A 20,343-nucleotide genomic window follows, 5' to 3' on the forward strand; every position below is an offset into this window, starting at 1 on the left:
AAACACAAAACGGAAAACGGTTGCATGTTTTGGATAGCCCACGGATTTATCCGTGGGTCAACGCGATTGCCGACCGGAGTCCGGTGAAACCGTTAAACCGGTTTGGCCAACGGCGAAAGGAGACCGTTATGACCCACGGTTCAAATCGTGGGTTACGAATTGATGTCCTTCGACCTGATGGATACCTCTGTGGTTCACGAATTGATATCCTTCGAACTGACGGATACATCCGTGGGTTACAAACTGATACTCTTCGACCTGACGGATACATCCGTGGTTTGCGAAATGAAACCGTTTGACCCCGCGATTAAACCCGTGGGTTACGGACGGGCGAGGCTGGATTTTATACTGAAGGAACTCAAACATCATGAAAGTCGCCCTCTTCATCCCCTGTTATGTTGACCAGTTCTACCCGCAGGTAGGCATCTCGATGGTGCAGTTGCTGCGTAAGCTGGACGTTCAGGTGGACTTTCCGGCCGAGCAGACCTGCTGCGGCCAGCCGATGGCGAACAGCGGCTGCGAACAGGATGCCGTGCCGGTCTATCACCATTTTGTCCGGACCTTCGGCGATTACGATTACATCGTGGCCCCGTCGGGAAGCTGCGTTTACCACGTCCGGAAGCATTTCAACATCATCGAGCAGACGCCCACGGTGAAACACGTCCGGGCCAGCACCTACGAACTGGTCGATTTTCTGACCTCGGTGCTGGACGTAAAAACCCTGCCCGGCACCTTCCCGTACAAAGTCGGCCTGCACCTTAGCTGCCACGGCCAGCGGGGACTGCGGCTGGCAACGGATACCGAAATGACCCCCACTCCCGACAGCTCGGTGCACCGGCTGCTGCGGTCGATGGACGGACTCGAACTGACCGAACTGGACCGTCCCGATGAGTGTTGTGGCTTTGGCGGAACGTTTTGCGTGGCCGAAGAAGCCGTCTCGGCCCGCATGGGTCAGGACCGCGTCGCCGACCACGTCCGCAACGGAACCCAGGTCCTTACGGGCGGCGATATGTCCTGCCTGATGCATCTGGAAGGCATTGTCCGCCGCCAGAAACTAGGAGTTAAAGTAATGCACGTTGCCGAAATCCTTAACGGGAACCAGCCATGAACCACGCTCAACGCGCCGACCAGTTTACCCAGGATACCGAACGCACCACCTGGCACGACCAGACCCTCTGGTTTGTCCGCCAGAAACGCGACCGGATGGCTTATTCCATCCCCGAATTTCAGCAACTCCGGGACCTGGCCTCCCAGATCAAGGACCACACGCTCAGCAAACTGGACGAATACCTGGTTCAGTTTGAGGAGAACGCCCGCCAAAACGGCGTGCAGATTCACTGGGCGGCGGATGCCGAAGAACACAACCGGATTGTGCTGGACATTCTCCGGAAAAACAACGTCCGGCGGCTGGTCAAAAGCAAGTCGATGCTAACGGAGGAATGCCACCTGAATCCGTTCCTGATTAAAAACGGCGTGGAAGTGGTCGATACCGACCTCGGCGAACGCATCGTGCAGCTGCGCGACGAGCCGCCAAGCCATATCGTGCTGCCCGCCATTCACCTCAAAAAAGAGGACGTGGGCGAGACGTTCCACCAGCACCTCGGCACCCCGGCGGGCGAAAAAGACCCGCAGCGACTGACCGAGGCCGCCCGCCAGCACCTCCGCGAACGATTTGTGGCCGCCGACGCCGCACTGACCGGCGTGAACTTTGCCATCGCCGAAACGGGCGGATTTGTCGTCTGCACCAACGAAGGCAATGCCGATCTGGGCGTTAATCTTGCCAAAATTCATATCGCGTCAACGGGGATCGAGAAGCTGCTGCCGGAACTGCGGCACCTCGGCGTCTTTACGCGCCTGCTGGCCCGCTCGGCCACCGGTCAGCCCGTTACGACCTATACCTCCCATTTTACAAAACCGGTCGAAGGCGGGCAGCTCCATATCGTGCTGGTCGATAACGGCCGGACGCGGCAACTGGGCCGTCCGGATTTCCGGAATTCCCTCAAATGCATCCGCTGCGGGGCCTGCATGAACACCTGCCCGGTGTACCGGCGCAGCGGCGGACATAGCTACGATTTCACGGTTCCCGGCCCGATTGGGGCTATTCTTTCGCCGAACGTAGACCTGAGCAAACACGCCGATCTGCCGTTTGCGTCCACGCTCTGCGGCTCCTGTTCGGATGTGTGCCCGGTCAAAATTGACATTCACACGCAACTGTACAAGTGGCGGCAGCAAGTGGCCAAAGAAGGCGCTTTGCCGGCAAGCAAGAAGTGGAGCATGAAAGCCTTGTCCGGCGTGCTTTCCCGCCCGGGTCTGTACCGGTTCGGCGGAGCTTTTGCCCGGACGATGCTGAAAATACTGCCCCACGGACTCACCCACGCCCGGCTGTTCAACCCCTGGGCCAAAGCCCGCGAAATGCCCGAGCCGCCCAAACAGAGCTTCCGCGAATGGTTTGAGCAGGAGACGAAAAATGAACCGCAGCGGCGGGCCGCAACTAAAAATGAACAGGAAAAAAGGCCCTCGGCGACATCCACTCCTGAGGTCAGCCCGTAAATCGCGATTCATTATTCATTTTCCATTCTTCATTACCTCATGTCCTCAAGAGACCAAATCCTTGCCGCCATCCGGCAGAACCGTCCCGAAACCGTTCCGGCTCCGATCCTGCCCGAGTTCGGCGGGGATGCGTCCCTGGAGAAATTCACCACGATTCTGGAAAGCATCGGCGGACGGGTCGTGCGGCTGGAAAGCGAGGCGGCTTTACCGGCCTATATCAAATCCGAATTTCCCGAATTTACCCGCATTGCCTCACCCCTGTTCCCGGCTTCGGTAGCCATTACCAGCGATACGCCCAAACCTACGCTGGAAACCATCGAACTGGCCGTCCTGAAAGGAGATTTCGGGGTAGCCGAAAACGGGGCCATCTGGGTACCCGAACCGGCCATGCTCAACCGGTCGCTGCCGTTTATCACCCAGCATCTGGTGCTCGTGATTGCGGAAAGCAGCCTCGTTCCGACCATGCACGTCGCCTACGAGCGCATCCGGCACCCGGGCGGTTACGGCGTCTTCATCGCCGGACCGAGCAAAACGGCGGACATCGAGCAGTCGCTGGTCATCGGGGCGCACGGCGCGCGGACCATGACGGCGGTGGTTGTCCCGTAAAGTCTTTTCCATTACCGCAGCGACAAGGGGATTTGCAGACGCAGGCGTTCAGCCACGCGGCCAACCTTCCGTGTCTTTTGTTCCCCCATCCTTTTCCATGAAAAAATACCTCCTGCTCCTTTTCGCCTTACCCGCTTTTCACCCGCTCCAACCCGCCAAAATTGACCGCCGCGCGCTGGTAGACCGCCATCAGGTCATCAATACCCGGTTCGACACGCTCAGTTCAGTTTCGGTGGGGAACGGCGAATTTGCCTTTACCGTCGACCCGACGGGCCTTCAAACCTTTCCAGCTCTTTACGACAACGGCGTTTCGCTCGGCACCCAGACGCAGTGGGCCTGGCACGCCCTCCCGAATCCCGACAACTACCGGATCGAGGAAGTTTACAAGGACTACGAATCGCACGGGCGCAAAGTCCCCTACACTTACCAGTACGGCGGGAAAGACCGGAAAGCGGCGGTGACCAAATACTTCCGCGAAAATCCGCACCGGCTACATCTCGGCCAGATCGGTTTTGTGCTGACCAAAAAAGACGGCTCGGAAGCGACCGTGGCCGACCTCAAAAACATCCGGCAGGTGCTCGACCTCTGGGCGGGCGAAATCCGGAGCCATTTCGAACTGGAAGGCCAGCCGGTCGACGTCCGGACGGTCAGCCACCCGACGCAGGACCTCGTCGCCGCGGACATACAGTCGCCGTTGCTGGCTTCCGGTCGGCTGACGGTCAAAGTGCATTTTCCGTACGGCAATACCGACTGGGAGGAAGACGCCGATTTTACCAAACCCGGCCAGCACACCACCCGCCTGACCCGTTCAGGATCCAGCGAAGCCCGTTTTGAGCGCCAGCTCGACACGACCCGCTACGAAGCCCGTCTCCGCTGGTCGAACGGGGCCGTTTTGTCCGAAAAAGAAAAGCACCTGTACGTGCTTCAGGCGGGCAAAGCGGCGAACCGTCTGGCCTTCAGCTGCCGGTTTACGCAAAACCCGAATCCGGCCGCCCTGCCCGAATTTACGGCCGTAAAACAGGCTGCCAATACGCATTGGCAGCAGTTCTGGCAGACCGGCGGGGCCGTCGATCTGTCAGGCAGCACCGACCCGCGGGCGAAAGAACTGGAACGGCGCATCGTGCTTTCGCAGTACCTGACCGCCATCCAGTGCTCGGGCAGCATCCCGCCGCAGGAAACCGGCCTGACCTACAACAGCTGGTACGGCAAGCCCCACCTCGAAATGCACTGGTGGCACGCGGCCCACTTTCCGCTCTGGAACCGGACGCCCTTGCTCGAACGCAGCATGGGCTGGTACGAGCGCATCCGTCCGCAGGCCCGCCGCCTGGCCGAACGGCAGGGCTTCGGCGGCGTTCGCTGGCCCAAGATGGTCGATGCCGACGGCAACGAAAGCCCGTCTTCGGTGGCTCCGTTCCTCATCTGGCAGCAGCCGCACTACCTCCAGTTTGCCGAACTGATTTACCAAAGCAAGCCCAGCCGGGAAGTGCTCGACCGATATAAAGAACTGGTTTTTGAAACAGCCGACTTCATGGCGTCCTACGCCTATTTCGACCCCGAAACGAAGCGGTACATTCTCGGCAAAGGGCTGATTCCGGCGCAGGAACGCTTTAAGCCGGAAGAAACCTTCAACCCGCCCTACGAACTGGCCTACTGGCACTGGGGTCTGCAAACGGCCCAGAAATGGCGGCAGCGGCTCGGCCTGCCCCGCAACCCGGACTGGGACAAAGTGCTGGCCGGTCTCTCGCCCCTGCCCGTTAAGGACGGTCTTTATCTGGCGGCCGAAAGCGCCCAGAACTCGTACACGCACAAGCCGTACATGACCGACCACCCGACCGTGCTGGGGGCTTACGGCTACCTGCCGGGCACGCCGGACCTCGACAAGGCGACGATGCTGCGGACGTTCAATCACATCGAAAAAGTGTGGTCGTGGGAAGACACCTGGGGCTGGGATTATCCGCTGGTGGCGATGTCGGCCACGCGGCTCGGACTGCCCGACAAGGCCGTGGACGCGCTGCTGATGCCGGTGAAGAAAAATACTTACCTTCCCAACGGCCATAATTACCAGCGCGACAATCTGCGCATTTATCTTCCCGGCAACGGCGGCCTGCTGACGGCCATCGCCTTCATGTGCGCCGGCTGGGAAGGCTACCGGGGCGAACCGGTACCGGGTTTCCCGAAAAATGGAAAATGGGTGGTGCGCTTCGAAAACCTGAAGGCACTGCCGCAGTAAATTATTTTGTACCGAACTGACGCCTGACACTGGACGTTTGACCGTTGACCTATCGCAGTTGCGTAGATTGTCAGTCGTCAAAAGTCCAATGTCAAACGTCAACTATTAACCAGCAAGCGCCATCTTATGAACTTCCGAACCCTCGGCAAGACCGGATTCAACATTTCAGAAATCAGCCTCGGCACCTGGCAGGTGGGTGGCAAATGGGGCGACCCGTTCAGCCACGAAAACGCCGACCGAATCCTCAACGCCGCCGTTGACGCAGGCATTAATTTCATCGATACCGCGGATGTGTACGGCGATGGGGAAAGCGAAAAGGCCGTGGGCCGCCTCGTGAAGGCCCGTTCCGAACGGCTCTACGTAGCCACCAAGTGCGGCCGTCGCCTGCAGCCGCATACCAATGAAGCCTACCAGCCCGACGCCCTGCGCCGGTTCGTGGAAGACAGCCTGCGGAACATGGGCCTCGACACGCTCGACCTGATCCAGCTGCACTGCCCGCCCACGGAGGTGTACTACCGCCCCGAAATCTTCGAACTTTTCGACCGGCTGAAAGAAGAAGGCAAAATCCGGCACCTCGGCATCAGCGTCGAAAAAGTGGAAGAGGCGCTGAAAGGCATTCAGTTTCCGAACGTCACGACGGTGCAGATCATCTTCAACCTGTTCCGGCAGCGGCCTTCGGAGTTGTTTTTCGAGGAAGCGAAGAAACGCAACCTCGGGGTGATCGTGCGCGTCCCGCTGGCGAGCGGACTGCTGACGGGCCGGTTCAGCCGGGAAACGAGCTTCGGCCCCAACGACCACCGGACGTTCAACCGCAACGGGGAAGCTTTCGACAAGGGCGAGACGTTTTCGGGCATCGACTACGAAACGGGCCTCGCCGCCGTGGAAGACCTGAAAGCGCTGTTCCCCGGCACGGAAAACCTCGCGCCCATCGCCCTGAAATGGATCCTGGACTTCGACGCCGTAAGCTGCATCATCCCCGGTGCCTCCCGACCCGAGCAGGTGACCTCCAATCTGGCCACCGAAACCGTCCCCGCCCTCACGCCCGATCAACGCGCCGGCATGCAGGCCGTGTACGAGAAGCATATCAAGAGGCTGGTGCATCAGCGGTGGTAATAGCGAATGAGTGAATTGCGAATTGTGAATAGGCTCCGCCGATTCCGGAACCTGGCCCGGCGGAGCCTATTCACAATTCGCTCATTCACTCATTCGCCATTCAAAACGTCACTCCATTACTCTTCTTCACCACCACGGCGTCTTTTGCCTCGATTTTTACGTCGGTCAGCTTCCAGTTTTTGCCGAAGGAGATGGTGCCGGCGCTGTTGGCCGTGACCTGCACATCTTCGAGTCTGAAGTTTTCGAGCAGGGAGGATTCCAGCCCTTCGGCCGTGATGGCTTTGCGGGCGTTGCTGACCCGCAGCTGACGGATCGTCACATTGCGGAAGTGCGGAATGCCGCGTTCGACGGGCTCTACTTTGGTCAGCATTTTCTTCCAGTGAACGGGCAGGGTTTCTTCGGTATACCCGGCGGGCAGCGTCGAATAGCTGTAGCTGGGGTTCCAGTTCATCGTGGCTTCCATCGCCACGCCGACTTCCTCCATCCGGATATTTTCGAGCGTAATGTCTTCGACCGTGCCGCCGCGCGTCGTGGCCGATTTCAGCCGGATGCCTACGCCCGTGCCTTTGGCTTCCAGATTCTGGGCCAGCACGTGCCGGATGCCGCCCGACGTTTCGCTGCCGAACGTAATTAGCCCGCCGCCAGCCCGGGAAATGCAGTTCCGGATAACGACGTACTGCGTCGGGCGGTTGACGCGCAGCCCGTCCCAGTCGCGGCCGGATTTCAGGCAGAAATTATCGTCGTTGCAGTCGATGTCGCAATTCTGCACCAGAATGTATTCCGACGAGTCGATGTCGATGCCGTCGGTGCTGGGGCCGTGGCCACCGATGTTGTTGCGAATCACCAGCCCGTCGGCCGTAACGTGTTTCGAGTACAGGATGTGCACCGTCCAGAACCCCGCCTGCTGGAGCGTAATGCCTTTCAGGGTGACGTTGGCGCAGTTCTGCACCAGCAGCGTGCGGGGGCGTTTGGCGTCGTAGTCCACAATCCAGCGCAGTCCTTTTTTCTCGTAATCCTTCCGCAGCGCCCAGTAACTGTCCCAGAACGGCTTGCCCTGCGCATTGACGGTTCCTTCGCCCACAATGGCTACGTTCTGCTGGTCGATGACATTGAGCAGCGCGGCGGGCCACTTCATTTCCAGTCCGGCCACGCGGGTATCCATCTCGGGGTAATCGGCCAGCGACTGGCTTCCCAGCAGTTCGACGCCTTTATCGAGCCGGAACGTCACGCCTTTTTTCAGGAACAGCGACCCCGTCAGGTACTGCCCGGGTTTAAAAGCCACCACGCCGCCACCCTTGGCCGCGCAGGCATCAATTGTTTTCTGAATGGCCGCGGTATTCAGGGTTTTTCCGTCGCCGACGGCCCCGTAGGTCGTCGTCAGGAATACGGTCTTCTGTTTCGGCTGCGTGCGTGCGCCAACCTGCTGCTGCCAGGGCTCCGGAGCCGTGAGCCAGAAGGCAAGAAAAGAGAGAAAGAGTAGCATAGAGCGAAGGTAATTTTTCTGCCCTGATCAACAAGCCTGTACTCTCCTGACAGCCCGACACTGCCTAAGGGAATCCCTTAAGTAAAAACACTACAAAAAGCATGACAGTACAGGAGTCTTGGCACCTGACTAATATATTCCTTTACCACTAAATTTTTGCATTTCCATAACCCGCTCTTACATCTATGTTACGATTTGTACCAAAAACCCCTCTTCTCTGCCTCCTGGCGCTTTCGGGGTATGCGCACGTCGACGGCAGCAAGCCGGTGCTGCTGGCGCGGAATGCCGTCAGTCCCCAGGCCGCCCAGATGCTCGACGCCCGAAGGGCCGTTTTCACCGTTACCGGCAAAGTGACCGGCGAAGACGGTTCTCCCCTGCCCGGCGTCAGTATTCTGATCAAAGGCAGTACGACCGGTACCACGGCGAGCGCCGACGGCACGTACCGGATTACCCTGCCGAACGAAAACGCCACGCTCGTCTTTTCGTTTGTCGGCTACGAAAAGCAGGAAATTCCGGTGCGCAACCGCTCCGTCATCGACGTAACCCTGCTGGTGGACACCAAATCGTTGCAGGAAGTGGTGGTGGTCGGTTACGGCACCGTCAAGAAAAGCGACGTTACGGGCTCGGTCTCGTCCATTTCGTCGAAGCAGCTGCAGGCCGTTCCGGTGCAGAACCTTTCGCAGGCCATGCAGGGCCGGGCGGCCGGGGTGGATATCGCCCAGACCAGCGCCCGTCCCGGGGCCGCTCCGCAGATCCGGGTTCGCGGCAACCGCTCGCTCAACGCCACCAACAACCCCCTTTTCGTCCTTGACGGTATTCCGCTGTCGGAAGGTTCCAGCATCAACGACTTTAACCCAAACGATATTGAGTCCATCGAAGTCCTCAAGGACGCTTCGGCGACGGCCATTTACGGAGCCCGGGGTGCCAACGGCGTTATTCTGGTGACTTCCAAAAAAGGCAAGAAAGGCAAGGCCCGCATCAACTACGACGGCTTTGTGGGCTTCTCCAAACCGCTGGCCCCGCTGGAAATGATGGACGGAGCGACCTTTGCCGAACTGCGCCGCAACGGCGTCCGGGGCGACGGCAACGCGACCAACTACACCACCTCGTTTCCCAACCCCGCGCAGGACTTCAACCTCTTCAAGCAGGACCCGGTCATGTGGGAATCCGTCGCGATGGGCTACGAATGGGAGGATAAGGAAAAGCTGATTCCGAAATACCGCCAGGCGACGGCCGCCGAAAAAGAGGCGATGGCCAAGTACGGCTATACGGTCGTGGACCAGGTGCCCATTTACGACCCCTCGAAAGTCCGCTCGCTCGACTGGACGGACCTCGTGCTGCGGACGGGCGTTCAGCAAAGCCACCAGCTGAGCGTATCGGGCGGTTCCGACAACGTGGGGGTCACCTTCTCGATGGGTTATTTTGACCAGGAAGGCATTCAGAAAGGGCAGGGCTTCACGCGCTACAGCTCACGCCTCGGCCTGGATTATCAGGTGACGCCCGGCATCAAGATCGGCGGCGCGGTGAACATGAGCTTCCAGAATCAGGAATGGGGCACCAACCTTTACGGCGAGGCCCTGGGCCAGCTGCCGCTGGTGCTACCCTACGACGCGGCGGGCAACGTCATCATCCAGCCAGGCGGCGACGCGCAGATTTACAACCCGATTCCGAAAATCAGCGGCGAACTCGACAACCGCCGGACGACCCGGATCATGGGCACGTTCTACGCCGACGTGACGCTGCTGAAAGGCCTCCGCTACCGCATGAACTTCGGTCCGGACTTGCGCAACTACCGCCGGGGTTATTTCATGACGCCCGAAGCCAGCCGGGGAACGCTGGCCACGCCGCTGGGCCGTTACGAGCAGGACAATCGCTTCAACTACGTACTGGAAAACCTGCTGTATTACGACAAGAACATCGGCGACAACCAGACGCTGAGCTTCACGGCCCTGCAAAGTATCCAGAGCGACCGCTACGAATATTCGAACCTCGAAGTCGACAACCTGCCGTATACCTCGCAGCTATGGTACAACCTCGGCTCGACCAACGGCTCCGGCCCGCGGGCGTTTGGCAGCGACTACCGCCTCGTGCAGCTGATGTCGTACATGGGACGGGTCAACTACACGCTCAACAACAAGTACCTCATCACGGCCACAGGTCGTTTCGACGGCTCGTCGGTGCTGGCTCCGGGCAACAAATGGGACTTTTTCCCCTCGTTCGCCTTCGGCTGGAAAATTCACGAAGAGGATTTCCTGAAAGCCGTTCCGGCCCTGAACGAACTGAAACTGCGTCTGGGCTACGGCCGTACGGGGAACTCGGCCGTCGGGCCGTACAGCACGGGCGGCGGACTGTCCAAAACCCGCTACGTCTGGGGCGAAACGGCCGCCTGGGGCTTTGTGCCCAACCTGATCCCGAACCCCGACCTGAAATGGGAAGCCACCGGCCAGGTTGACCTCGGAATTGACTTCGGCCTCTTCAACGACCGGCTGAGGGGGTCGGTGGACGTTTACCGCGCCAACACGACCGACCTGATCATGGACCGCCAGATTCCGACCGCTTCGGGCTTCGCCAGCATCCAGTCCAACATCGGCTCGACCCGCAACACGGGCGTCGAACTGACCCTGAACAGCGTGAACATCGACCGCCCCAACGGCCTCCGCTGGACCACCGACCTGACCCTGGCCAAAAACAAGGAGGAAATCACCAAACTCTACGGCGGTACCAAAGACGACATCGGCAACCGTTGGTTCATCGGCAGCCCCGTCATTTCGTACTACGATTACAAAGTCATCGGCGTGTGGCAGACCAGCGAAGCCGAGGAAGCCGCCAAGTACTACCCGACCGATACCCGCAACCCGTTTGGCCGCCCGGGCTTAGGCCGTCCGAAGTTTGCCGACCTCAACAACGACGGCAAAATCGACGCCACCAACGACCGGACCATCGTGGGCAACAACGTTCCGAAAATTCAGGGCGGGCTTAACAACACCTTCTCCTACAAGGGCATCGACCTGTCCATCTTTGTGTTCGGTCGTCTGGGCCAGACCGTCCTCAACAGCTACCTGCGTCCGACGCTGACGGGCCGGTATCCGGAGCCGCAGTTCATCTCCGACCACTGGACGCCGACCAACCCGACCAACTACCTCCCGGCCGCCAACGCCGACTCGGAGCGCCCGGTCAACGCCGACGCCTACCTCTACGCCGACGGCTCTTTCCTGAAAGTCCGCACGGCCACGCTGGCGTACAACTTCCCGGCCAAGCTGCTGTCGAAGGTTCGTCTGGGCAGCGTGAACGTGTACGCGACGGCCACCAACCCGTTCCTGTTCACCAAATTCAACGTCACCGACCCGGAGTTCATCAGCGCGAGCCGGAACTTCAACGACCAGATTTTTGGCGTGAACCTGACCGAAAAAACCGTTGTGTTTGGCCTGCGGATTGGCCTGTAAGTATCCATGATTGACCGAAAAAGACTTTATCCTATGAAAAAATACATCACCGGCACCGCCCTGCTCCTGGCCCTGACGGCCACGTCCTGCAAGGATTATCTGGAGGAGGTCCCCGTTGCCACCGTTTCGTACTCGTATTACGAAACCGAAAAAGGTCTGGAAGACCTCATCAATGCCGCCTACAGCGAACTCCGCTGGAAAGTCAACGGCGAACAGGCGTTTACCCTGTTTGAATACGGCGTGGACGAAGTGCGCCAGGCGGCCGACGGCCAGAACAAGCATTACGATTCATACAACTCGCTGCTGAACCCCGCCGACCAGGGCGGTTTCCTGCACGATATGTGGACGACCTACTACCGCGGCATCAATTCCTGCAACATTGGTCTGGAGAGGATTCCGGAGCTTAAAGGCGGCACGGCGGGCCTGAAAGACGATGCCAGCAAGCGCATCCGCATGGCCGAGCTTCGTTTCCTGCGGGCGTATTACCTCTTCGAACTCGTGCAGCAGTTTGGGGCCATTCCGCTGCCGCTGAAAGGAACGGTGGGCGTCGCCCTCGAATTTGACCGCCAGCCCGTCAGCACGGTGTACAACCAGATCATTGCCGACATGCGCTATGCGGTGGAAAACCTGCCGGTATCGCAGACGCAGTACGGCCGGGCCACCAAGGGAGCCGCCCAGCACTACCTCGCCAAGGTGTACCTGACGCGGGGCAGCGCCGTCAAAGACCAGCGGGGCCAGAAAGCGACCGACATGGACAGCGCGGCGGTTTTTGCCGATCAGGTGATCAACTCCGGCCGTTTCCAGCTCGTCAGCGATTATTCCGACCTGTGGAAAATCACCAACCAGGTTAACAACGAGGTTATTTTCACGATTCAGTTCAACAACAACCTGCTGCTGCTGAACAACTCCGGCAACCGGGCGCACCTGTACTTCGGGATGGTGTACGACAACAAGCCGGGCATGCTGCGCGACCTCGAAAACGGCCGTCCGTTCCGCCGGATTCGCCCGACGGAGTACACCTTCAACGTCTTCGACCGGCGCAACGACTCCCGCTTCTACAAGAGCTTCAAATGGGTGTATCTGGCCAACAACGCCGCGACGATTCCGAAATGGACCGCCGCCGACGCGCCCAGCTCGAACCTTGTCGGACAGCCGAAATTTGCGGTCGGCGACACGGCCATCTACCTCTCGATGGAAAACAACGTGCCCGACTCCCGCATTGCCCGCGTCCGGTACAACTTTTACCCCAAGAACAAGCACGATCTGCAGATTTTCCCGCCGACCCTGAAGCATTTCGACCCGACCCGCGACAACTTCCAGTCGGAGTTCGGCACGCGCGACCACTTCCTGGCGCGGCTGGCCGAAACCTACCTGATTGCGGCCGAAGCGTACGGCCGGAAAGGCGATTATGCCAAAGCCGCGACGTACATCAACGTCCTCCGCAAACGGGCGGCCTACAAGCAGGGCGAGGTGAAAACCCACCAGCACTGGACAGTGGAAGGCGGCCGGGTCAACGACCTGGGCAGCACCGAAAACGCCATTCTGGTCGATGCGGCCTACTGGGACACCAACGTGCCGATGGAGCAGTATCCGGCCTCGGCCACCAGCAAGGCCCAGCGGTTCATCCACTTCATTCTGAACGAGCGTACCCGCGAACTGTACGGCGAACTCCACCGCTGGAACGATCTGGCCCGGACCGAAACGCTGGTCGAACGGGTGCGGCTGTTCAACGAATACGCCACGGGGCTGCAGGATTTCCACCGCCTCCGCCCGGTTCCGCTGGCCCATATCGAGCGCCTGTTCAAGAACGGCCAGCCCCTGACGGCCGAGCAGCGCACGGCCGAGCAGAATCCCGGTTATTAAGCTTATTAATCAGTTAAGGTTCAGTTTAAAAAGGAAAAGCGCCCGGATTTCCGGGCGCTTTTTTATTATAATAACTTCAAGTACCATTTTGATTTACAGACAGAAAGCGCAAATTTTGCACCCGTCACAAAGCGACGCCAAATTCCTCTGGACTAACCTCACCACACGTATGGGACTTTTTGACTTTATTAAAAAATCTGACCTCACCGAACCGGCGTCCATCGCTACGCCTGGCCCTTACAAGGAGTACCCCACCAATGTGCTTTACGAACTTCTGTTCAGCGACAATCCTCACCTGTACCAGACCGTCATTCAACAACCGCACGCCTACCCTTTTTCGGTCCTTCTTTCCGAAAAAAGCACGTTAGAAGACTTCCAGAAGGTAATTGACGACCCGTCGGCCGACCCCCGGCTCCGGGCACTGGCGTATTACCGGCAACGGAAAGCGGGCCATACGCCCACGCGGAAAGAGCTGCTGGCGGTCATCGTCGAAGTGGGGCTGGACGAAGGGCTGGACGTGCTGGCTTCTTTCTCAAACGGGCACGCCCGCTACATCAACTTCACCGGCCGGACGCTGATCTGGGAAAAAACCGACGAACCCTCCGGTCAGCTGACCCGAAAACTGTTTACCCAAAGCTGGCAGATCATCCAGCAGATTGGTCCGTGGGAAAACGACCGGAAGCCCCATCCGGCCCAGGGTACCACCCGGATTTCGTTCCTCGTTTCAGACGGGCTGTATTTCGGAGAAGCACCGACCAGCGTCCTGTTCACTGACGCCCTCGCGGGACCGGCCCTGGCGACGGCCACCCGGCTGATGCAACACCTTGTTCAGCAACCGCTGCCGCCCATCCACTAAGCGTCCGAAAGCCTGCCAAAAATCTTCGTCGGCAAGGCGGCACCCCGGCCGGAAGCGGCTTTACCGGCCGGGCACCCAGACTGTTTTTCCGCCAAAAATCGCCTCCACGGTGTACGCTCTGGCTTCTTTGCCGGTCAGCCGTTTGGCCCAGCCGACGCGCTGTCCGGTGTTTCCGCCCGGTCCCGAGCTGGCGTATTCGGCGTAGAGGACCGTTTTCTCGTTGGCGGCATCGTTCCAGTTGTCCCAGCCCGCGGGCAGGATGTGGCGGTCCATCGTGGTCCGGATAAAAACTGTTTTGGCATAAGGTCGCCAGGGACGGCCGAGGTACACTTTCGTGGCGGCGGGGTCGGCCGTGAGGTGGCAGTCCAGAAAGACGAAGCCGTAGGGCTGATAAACCGGCGTAGCGGCGGCGGTGATGTACGAATCCGTCAGGCTTTTGATGGTGCAATTCCGGAAAACGGCCGTAGCTTTGCCAAAAATGAAGTCGGTCGTGCCTTCGATATGGCAGTTTTCGTAATACTGCCGGGTGCCTTCCGCGGCGGCGTACAGCGTATCCTGATTGCCCAGCAGCCGACAGTTTTTCAGCACAAACCGGTCCGCTTCGACATGCAGCGCCACGGCCTGCCCCACCCGACCGGCGGTGTTCTGGATCGTCAGATTTTCAATGACCACATCCGGGGCCTGCACCAGTACCGTATAGCTGGTGTAGGTCTGAAACTTGGTCTTTCCCGTCTGATCCCGGCCGGGGTAGTCTTTTCCAGAGTAATCATTGCCCGTAATCACGACGCCTTCCCGGCTTTCGCCAATGAGGTGAATGTTGGGTTTCCAGTTCGGAATGACCAGTTTTTCGGCATAAATCCCGTTTTTAATAAACACCGTCACCCGCACCTGCAAATGGTCGCGGAACGCGTTGACGGCTTCCTGAATGGTCTTGAAATGACCGCTGCCATCGGCCGCTACGGTCACCGAAACGGGTTTCATCGGCGAGGCTGTATTGACAGCCTGCGAAAAAGCGGCAACGCTCAGGAAGGTGAGGCAAAAGGCCATGAACAGGGTTTTCATCAAAAGTTCGGTGGTTAGTGTTTCAGGATGGGCAGTTCGGTCCGCTCACCGCCCGCCTGGATTTTCAGCAGGTAGCGTCCGGCCGACAGCCCGCCGAGAGGTAATTGAACAAGCTGGCGCCCACCGACCCCCATTTCGTGCCGGGTCAGCAGGGTTTTGCCCTGCAAGCTAACCAGATTCAGCGTCAGCCGCTGCCCCGGCAGGGTCGGCATCTCCACCGTCAGTTCCTGCTGGTTGACGGGATTGGGATACGCCACCGGACGATTGGCCGCCTTTCGCTCGCCCGTGACCACCGGCGGCAGTTCATTTCCGGCCAGTACGATCTTCGGGCGGGTCGGCGTCGGCATATCGGCCCCGAGATAAAAGCCCGTATGCGGCGGCTGGTTGTAGGCTACGTTCTGCCAGGCAATGCTGAGGCGGTACTGCGGGTCGTGCATCAGCGTCGGCAGCCGGTTCCGGGCGGGGATGGTCGTGGTGTAAATCCGCAGGCTCCGGTTGTCGGAGGCCCGCCAGACCACTTCCTCCCGCCAGTCGCCCAGCAGGTCGGCGCTCAGGGCGGGCGTGGCTTTGGTGCCGTTGTTGGAAGAAACCCCTTCGGGCGACAGCAGGGTTTCGGCACGGCCGGTCGTCCAGTTCCATTTGGAGATGGTCGTCCGGTCGAGCAGTTCGCGGGTCAGGTCGGCATCCCACCAGATGGCAAAATTCATCTGCGACGGCTTACTGCCCGGTATTAATTCGCCTTTGGCCGAATAAAGTCCCCCAACGCTACCCCAGGCCTCGGCGCCCCGGTAACGCGGGTCAATGTCGGCGGCAATGCCCCGGCCCACATCGTCCATGTTCGGCCCCGGAGCGCCCCAGATGATCCGGCCCGTCCGGGCGTCGCGGAAATCCAACGGATAGGACCCGTAGCTTTCCGGCTCCTCATGCACGGAGAACAGTTCCAGCCCCGGCCGGTCGGGGTCGAGATCCGACAGGTGGAGCGCGTCGCCGTGGCCCCGGCCGGTGGCGTACAGTCCTTTTCCGTTGTCGTCGATGGCGCAGGAACCGAAGACGATCTCATCCCGTCCGTCGCCGTCGAGGTCATTGACCGAAAGATTATGGTTGCCCTGCCCGCGGTAGGCGGCGTTGCCCGGCGTACTGTCGTCGCTGTCGAAGGTCCAGCGGTGCGTCAGTTTGCCCGCTTTCCAGTCCCAGGCCGTCAGCACGGCGCGAATGTAATAGCCGCGGGTCATCACCAGACTGGGGGTTTCACCGTCCAGATAGGCCACGCAGGCCAGAAACCGGTCAATGCGGTTGCCGTAATTATCACCCCAGGTCTGTTTCAGCTGCTCGGGCGTCGGATTGTCCCCCGCCACCGGGTCGCGCTGGGGCAGAAAACGGGCCGAAGCCATCGCCGCGCCCGACGACCCGTTGAAGATCGTGACGAATTCAGGGCCTTTCAGAATGTATCCCGATTCGTTGCGGTGGTCGGCGGCGCCATCGCCCAGCACTTTGCCCTGCCCGTCCACCGTTCCATCGGCCGTCCGGCAGGCAACTTCGGCTTTGCCGTCGCTGTCCAGATCGTAGACGATAAACTGCGTGTAATGCGCTCCGGCGCGGATGTTCCGGCCCAGGTCAATTCGCCAGAGCCGGGTGCCGTCCAGTTTGTAGGCATCCAGCAATACATTTCCGGTAAAGCCGCGCTGGGAGTTGTCTTTGGCATTGGTGGGGTCCCATTTCAGAACAATCTCATACTCGCCATCGCCGTCCAGGTCGCCCGCGCTGGCATCCCCGGCCGTGTATGTGTAGGCGCTCACCGACGTGCCGCTGCCCGTTTCGCCGCCCGGCGGCAACTGCAACGGAACGGCCCGGTACGGCAGCGACTGGACCGGAGCCGGGGCCGAAACGGCCTGTTCGACGCCGTTCAGCACGGGCCGGACGGTGTAGGTGCCGTTTTCGGAGGTTTCGTCGACAAAATTGGTTGTCTGGGTCAGCGGCGTCCGGGTCAGGCGGGTGGCTCCCCGGTACAGGTGAAAGCCGATGTTTTCCGGCTCGGTCCCCAGCATTCGCCAGCCGATGTACACCTGACTGGCGCTCGTTCGTACGGCCACCAAGCCGCGGCCGAGGCGTTCCATCGTCCGCTGGGCCAGAACGGGTTGAACGAGCAGACCCAGCAGGAGGAGCAGCAGGCCGTTTTTGAGCTTAAACGTCATGGTATGCGCCGCTTCAGGGCTGTTGGTTTTTTACTTTTAATTCGTCGGGTGCATCTTTCGTAAACGGCTTGTAGGTGTCCCGCGAAGGTTCGGTGAACAGGGCGCGAATGACCGATGCGGCCACTTCGCCTTTGGGCCGGAAAGCCTCTGAAGCCATGTAGTTCAGCAGGGATTGCCGCAACTGACGCGCCGCCGGGCGGTTCTCGAGGTCGCTGCTCAGATCGGCGCTGGAAACGACGAGGCGTCCGCCGCCGACATTCGCTTCCAGAACCAGACCGAGGCGGCGGTTCAGAAACCAGGTGTCGATGGGCTGGACCAGCGGACGGAAATGGGCCGGAAAATCCTCCAGATTCATCACCTGCGTCCGGTTCACCAGTTCCCACCATTGCAGATTGCTGTGGTAATCCGTCGGGAAGTCGGCAAAGGCCGGATGCTTCGGGTTGAGCAGAATGCCCAGCGTGTGCGGCGGGCGCATCTTGAACCAGGACGTATTCCAGAACGCGGGCAGAAAATGCTGGGCCACCTCCTTGCCTTTTTCGATTTTACCGGCTGCCAACAGCAGGACGCAGCCGCCCGACTTCAGCGTTTGTTCGGCTTTTTCGTCGAGACTCGTGGTAATCAGAACGTTCGTCGGTTCGGCGGCCACGGTGGTCGGGTACACCCAGATTTCCCAGTCGTTGGCGGCCTTCGTGCCTGCCACCGAAACCGTCAGTTTCAGCCTCGTCGCCTTCTGAACACCCGACAGCGGCACGTTGATTTCGCCCACGCGGACATTGCTGCCAATCGCAAGGGGTTTCGGCCCGAAACTCCCCTGCGCCAGGGCTTTTCCGGCTTCGTCGGTCAGCGTCCAGCGCGTGACCGCGGAGGGGATTGGGACATTTCCGAAGTGCGACAGTTCAAGCTCCGCGTGCAGGCTTTCGTTGCTTTGAAACACAAACTTCGGCAGGCGGGCCAGCGGCACCGTCGGGGCGCAGAAACGGGCAAACTCCTTTTCGGTCACGTAGCCTTTTTCTTCCCAGAACGCATCCAGCAGCCCGACCAGCGCGGTGCCCTGTCCCGAATAATCGTTGAGCGACAGCAACTGAAATCCGGCCATGCCCGGCGTCCTGAGCGCCCGTTCGATTTCGTTTTTGTAGCTCAGCAATTGCAACTTTCCGGAAGCCATCAGGAAGTCGTGCCCCTGTTCGCCCATGCCCCGGTCGGCCAGGTCTTCCCGAAAGAGTTCGAAGTTTTTCGCTTTGTAAACGCCCCTGTATTTCGAAATCTCGCGAAAATTCGGAAAGACGCACCACTGCCCCAGTTCGTGCGCCACGTACGGCACCTTGAACGGCTCAATCTTGTCGCGGTAATCGCCCGTCGATTCGGGGCGCTTGTCCCAGGGCAGGTTGCGGGCACCGGCTTTCACCATGAACTCGTTTTCGGGCACCAGCGGCCAGCTGTTGCCCACCGACGCGCCCGTGTACTTACGGCGCGGGTCTTTTTTCTGCCAGTAATGCACGAACTCGGTCAGGTACTTCACCTGGTTGCGGCCGGCCGGTTCGTTGCCATAGGCGAGCATCACAAAGGAGGCATAATTGCCGTAGGCTTTCGCCATGCGGGCTGTTTCGTCGTAAATGTACTGGTCTACCGGCCGACCGTCGCCGAGCGAAGTGCCGTGGTTGGCCCAGCTCGGCCCTTCCGGCTGGAGGTAAAACCCAACGAGGTCGGCGGCCACAAACGCGGCTTCCGGCGGACAGAACGAGTGGTAGCGCATGTGGTTGAGACCGTACCGTTTGGCGATGCGAAAGACCCGCTCCCAGCCCGCCACGTCCATCGGCGCGTAGCCCGTCAGCGGAAACTGGCAGTTTTCGACCGTGCCGCGCAGGAAAATTTCGCGGCCGTTGAGGGTGAAGCGCGTCCCGCGAATGCCGAATTCCCGCATGCCAAAGGTGACGGTCCGGGCTTCTTTCCGCTGGTCGGCGGTGGTCAGCGAAGCCGTCAGGCGGTAGAGCGCGGGGTTGAATTCGTCCCACAGCAGCGGGGCCTCGCCCATCGGGTAGTCCGCTTCGACAACGGCCTCTTTGCCCTCCATTCCGTACTCAATGGTCAGCGGTTTTACGGACTGTTTTACAGACGAATTAAAACTAACCGCCGCTACTTGTATCCGACCCAAAACGGGCTTTCCGGTGGTATTGTGCAGGGTCATTTTCACCCGGGCGGATTTTCGGGTCAGGTCGGGATACACCTGCACGTCCTCGAACCAGACCGGCTCGGTGGCCCGCAGTTCGAGCCTGCCGACAATGCCGTTCCAGTTGCCCTGGGTGTGGTCGGTGACGCTGTGCGAGTCCTTGCCGACGTTGATGACTTCCAGCCGGTTGTCGATCCGGATCGTCAGCGTGTGTTTTCCCGGCGAGAGGGCCGCCGTCAGGTCGTATTCGTGCGCGACGGAAAGGCTGTTCTGTTTGCCGATTTCCTGCTGGTCGACCCAGACGCGGGTTTCGGTATGGGAGCGTTCGAGGAACAGTACCACCCGTTTACCGCGCCAGTTTTGGGGAATCGTAACGTCTTTCTGGTACCAGGCGGCCCCGGCGTAGTATTTGTCCGGCGTCAGCCAGAAGGGGAATTTGAGGTTGTCGGGGCGGCGGTACTTTTCCATTCGGGGGTTGAAGTACCAGGAGCTGTCGTAGATACTGCCCGTCCATTTGGTTTGCAGCGTTACGGGGTCGCCTTTGCCGTTTTCCAGCATGGAGCCGGGCAGTTTGATCGTCTCGGGCAGTCGGGTGGCGAACCAGCGTTCGGGAATGCCTTTGTCGGCCGGGTCGGTGCGGAAACGCCAGGTGCCTTTCAGGTCGATGATGGGTCCTGCCAGCGTTTTGGCGGAAATGAGAAGCAGGAAAAGAAGGCCTGTCAGGTACTTACCGGGAAGGGAGGGATAGCTTGTCACTTCAATCATTTGGGTAAAATGG

The 20,343-nt window shown here is 59.9% G+C and carries 12 protein-coding genes; 8 read left to right on the forward strand and 4 right to left on the reverse strand.

Annotation, left to right across the window (positions count from 1 at the left end):
• Nucleotides 1–367 precede the first annotated feature (367 nt).
• The 5 genes from ORG26_RS02715 to ORG26_RS02735 all read left to right on the forward strand — a co-directional run bounded on the left by ORG26_RS02715 (nucleotide 368) and on the right by ORG26_RS02735 (nucleotide 6,499).
• Nucleotides 368–1,108: a (Fe-S)-binding protein gene (locus tag ORG26_RS02715; RefSeq protein WP_266366984.1), complete on the forward strand. Its 741-nt coding sequence runs from the start codon at nucleotides 368–370 to the stop codon at nucleotides 1,106–1,108.
• The gene (locus tag ORG26_RS02720; protein WP_266366985.1) at nucleotides 1,105–2,550 is read left to right on the forward strand and encodes a lactate utilization protein B; all 1,446 of its coding nucleotides are present in this window, start codon (nucleotides 1,105–1,107) and stop codon (nucleotides 2,548–2,550) included. The genes ORG26_RS02715 and ORG26_RS02720 overlap by 4 nt, the downstream gene beginning before the upstream one ends.
• Before the next feature lie 39 nt (nucleotides 2,551–2,589).
• Nucleotides 2,590–3,156, forward strand: a complete 567-nt coding sequence (locus ORG26_RS02725; protein ID WP_266366986.1) for a LutC/YkgG family protein — start codon at nucleotides 2,590–2,592, stop codon at nucleotides 3,154–3,156.
• A 97-nt stretch (nucleotides 3,157–3,253) separates the two neighbouring features.
• Nucleotides 3,254–5,386 carry a hypothetical protein gene (locus tag ORG26_RS02730; protein ID WP_266366987.1) on the forward strand — a complete coding sequence of 711 codons (2,133 nt, stop codon included), beginning with the start codon at nucleotides 3,254–3,256 and terminating at the stop codon, nucleotides 5,384–5,386.
• A gap of 126 nt (nucleotides 5,387–5,512) precedes the next feature.
• A complete protein-coding gene (locus ORG26_RS02735) occupies nucleotides 5,513–6,499 on the forward strand; it encodes an aldo/keto reductase (RefSeq protein WP_266366988.1) in 987 nt (328 codons plus the stop codon).
• A 100-nt stretch (nucleotides 6,500–6,599) separates the two neighbouring features.
• Here ORG26_RS02735 and ORG26_RS02740 read toward each other — a convergent pair whose 3' ends face one another.
• Complete coding sequence (locus ORG26_RS02740; protein WP_266366989.1) at nucleotides 6,600–7,982, reverse strand: glycoside hydrolase family 28 protein; 1,383 nt, start codon at nucleotides 7,980–7,982, stop codon at nucleotides 6,600–6,602.
• 185 nt (nucleotides 7,983–8,167) lie between these two features.
• Between ORG26_RS02740 and ORG26_RS02745 the strand changes: the two genes are divergently transcribed.
• The 3 genes from ORG26_RS02745 (at nucleotide 8,168) to ORG26_RS02755 (ending at nucleotide 14,144) form a co-directional block, all read left to right on the forward strand.
• Nucleotides 8,168–11,425: a SusC/RagA family TonB-linked outer membrane protein gene (locus tag ORG26_RS02745; protein WP_266366990.1), complete on the forward strand. Its 3,258-nt coding sequence runs from the start codon at nucleotides 8,168–8,170 to the stop codon at nucleotides 11,423–11,425.
• A 33-nt stretch (nucleotides 11,426–11,458) separates the two neighbouring features.
• Entirely contained in the window at nucleotides 11,459–13,288 is a 1,830-nt protein-coding gene (locus ORG26_RS02750) for a RagB/SusD family nutrient uptake outer membrane protein (RefSeq protein WP_266366991.1), read from the forward strand.
• A 169-nt stretch (nucleotides 13,289–13,457) separates the two neighbouring features.
• Complete coding sequence (locus tag ORG26_RS02755) at nucleotides 13,458–14,144, forward strand: hypothetical protein (protein ID WP_266366992.1); 687 nt, start codon at nucleotides 13,458–13,460, stop codon at nucleotides 14,142–14,144.
• Between the two features lie 60 nt (nucleotides 14,145–14,204).
• Here the strand turns inward: ORG26_RS02755 and ORG26_RS02760 are convergent, their stop codons facing one another.
• The 3 genes from ORG26_RS02760 to ORG26_RS02770 are packed head-to-tail and all read right to left on the reverse strand — an operon-like array spanning nucleotide 14,205 to nucleotide 20,330.
• Nucleotides 14,205–15,206: a pectinesterase family protein gene (locus ORG26_RS02760; RefSeq protein ID WP_266366993.1), complete on the reverse strand. Its 1,002-nt coding sequence runs from the start codon at nucleotides 15,204–15,206 to the stop codon at nucleotides 14,205–14,207.
• Between the two features lie 14 nt (nucleotides 15,207–15,220).
• Nucleotides 15,221–17,398: a rhamnogalacturonan lyase family protein gene (locus tag ORG26_RS02765; protein WP_266366994.1), complete on the reverse strand. Its 2,178-nt coding sequence runs from the start codon at nucleotides 17,396–17,398 to the stop codon at nucleotides 15,221–15,223.
• A gap of 13 nt (nucleotides 17,399–17,411) precedes the next feature.
• Entirely contained in the window at nucleotides 17,412–20,330 is a 2,919-nt protein-coding gene (locus tag ORG26_RS02770; RefSeq protein WP_266366995.1) for an exo-beta-1,4-galactosidase, read from the reverse strand.
• Nucleotides 20,331–20,343 lie beyond the last annotated feature (13 nt).

The sequence above is a fragment of the Tellurirhabdus rosea genome (assembly GCF_026278345.1).
In the GTDB taxonomy this organism is placed as follows: Bacteria; Bacteroidota; Bacteroidia; order Cytophagales; family Spirosomataceae; genus Tellurirhabdus; species Tellurirhabdus rosea.

Excerpts from the sequence above, each read along its gene's own strand:
- ORG26_RS02715 (WP_266366984.1), top strand. The coding sequence starts at position 368 with ATGAAAGTCGCCCTCTTCATCCCCTGTTATGTTGACCAGTTCTACCCG.
- ORG26_RS02720 (WP_266366985.1), top strand. The coding sequence starts at position 1,105 with ATGAACCACGCTCAACGCGCCGACCAGTTTACCCAGGATACCGAACGC.
- ORG26_RS02725 (WP_266366986.1), top strand. The coding sequence starts at position 2,590 with ATGTCCTCAAGAGACCAAATCCTTGCCGCCATCCGGCAGAACCGTCCC.
- ORG26_RS02730 (WP_266366987.1), top strand. The coding sequence starts at position 3,254 with ATGAAAAAATACCTCCTGCTCCTTTTCGCCTTACCCGCTTTTCACCCG.
- ORG26_RS02735 (WP_266366988.1), top strand. The coding sequence starts at position 5,513 with ATGAACTTCCGAACCCTCGGCAAGACCGGATTCAACATTTCAGAAATC.
- ORG26_RS02740 (WP_266366989.1), bottom strand. The coding sequence starts at position 7,982 with ATGCTACTCTTTCTCTCTTTTCTTGCCTTCTGGCTCACGGCTCCGGAG.
- ORG26_RS02745 (WP_266366990.1), top strand. The coding sequence starts at position 8,168 with ATGTTACGATTTGTACCAAAAACCCCTCTTCTCTGCCTCCTGGCGCTT.
- ORG26_RS02750 (WP_266366991.1), top strand. The coding sequence starts at position 11,459 with ATGAAAAAATACATCACCGGCACCGCCCTGCTCCTGGCCCTGACGGCC.
- ORG26_RS02755 (WP_266366992.1), top strand. The coding sequence starts at position 13,458 with ATGGGACTTTTTGACTTTATTAAAAAATCTGACCTCACCGAACCGGCG.
- ORG26_RS02760 (WP_266366993.1), bottom strand. The coding sequence starts at position 15,206 with ATGAAAACCCTGTTCATGGCCTTTTGCCTCACCTTCCTGAGCGTTGCC.
- ORG26_RS02765 (WP_266366994.1), bottom strand. The coding sequence starts at position 17,398 with ATGACGTTTAAGCTCAAAAACGGCCTGCTGCTCCTCCTGCTGGGTCTG.
- ORG26_RS02770 (WP_266366995.1), bottom strand. The coding sequence starts at position 20,330 with ATGATTGAAGTGACAAGCTATCCCTCCCTTCCCGGTAAGTACCTGACA.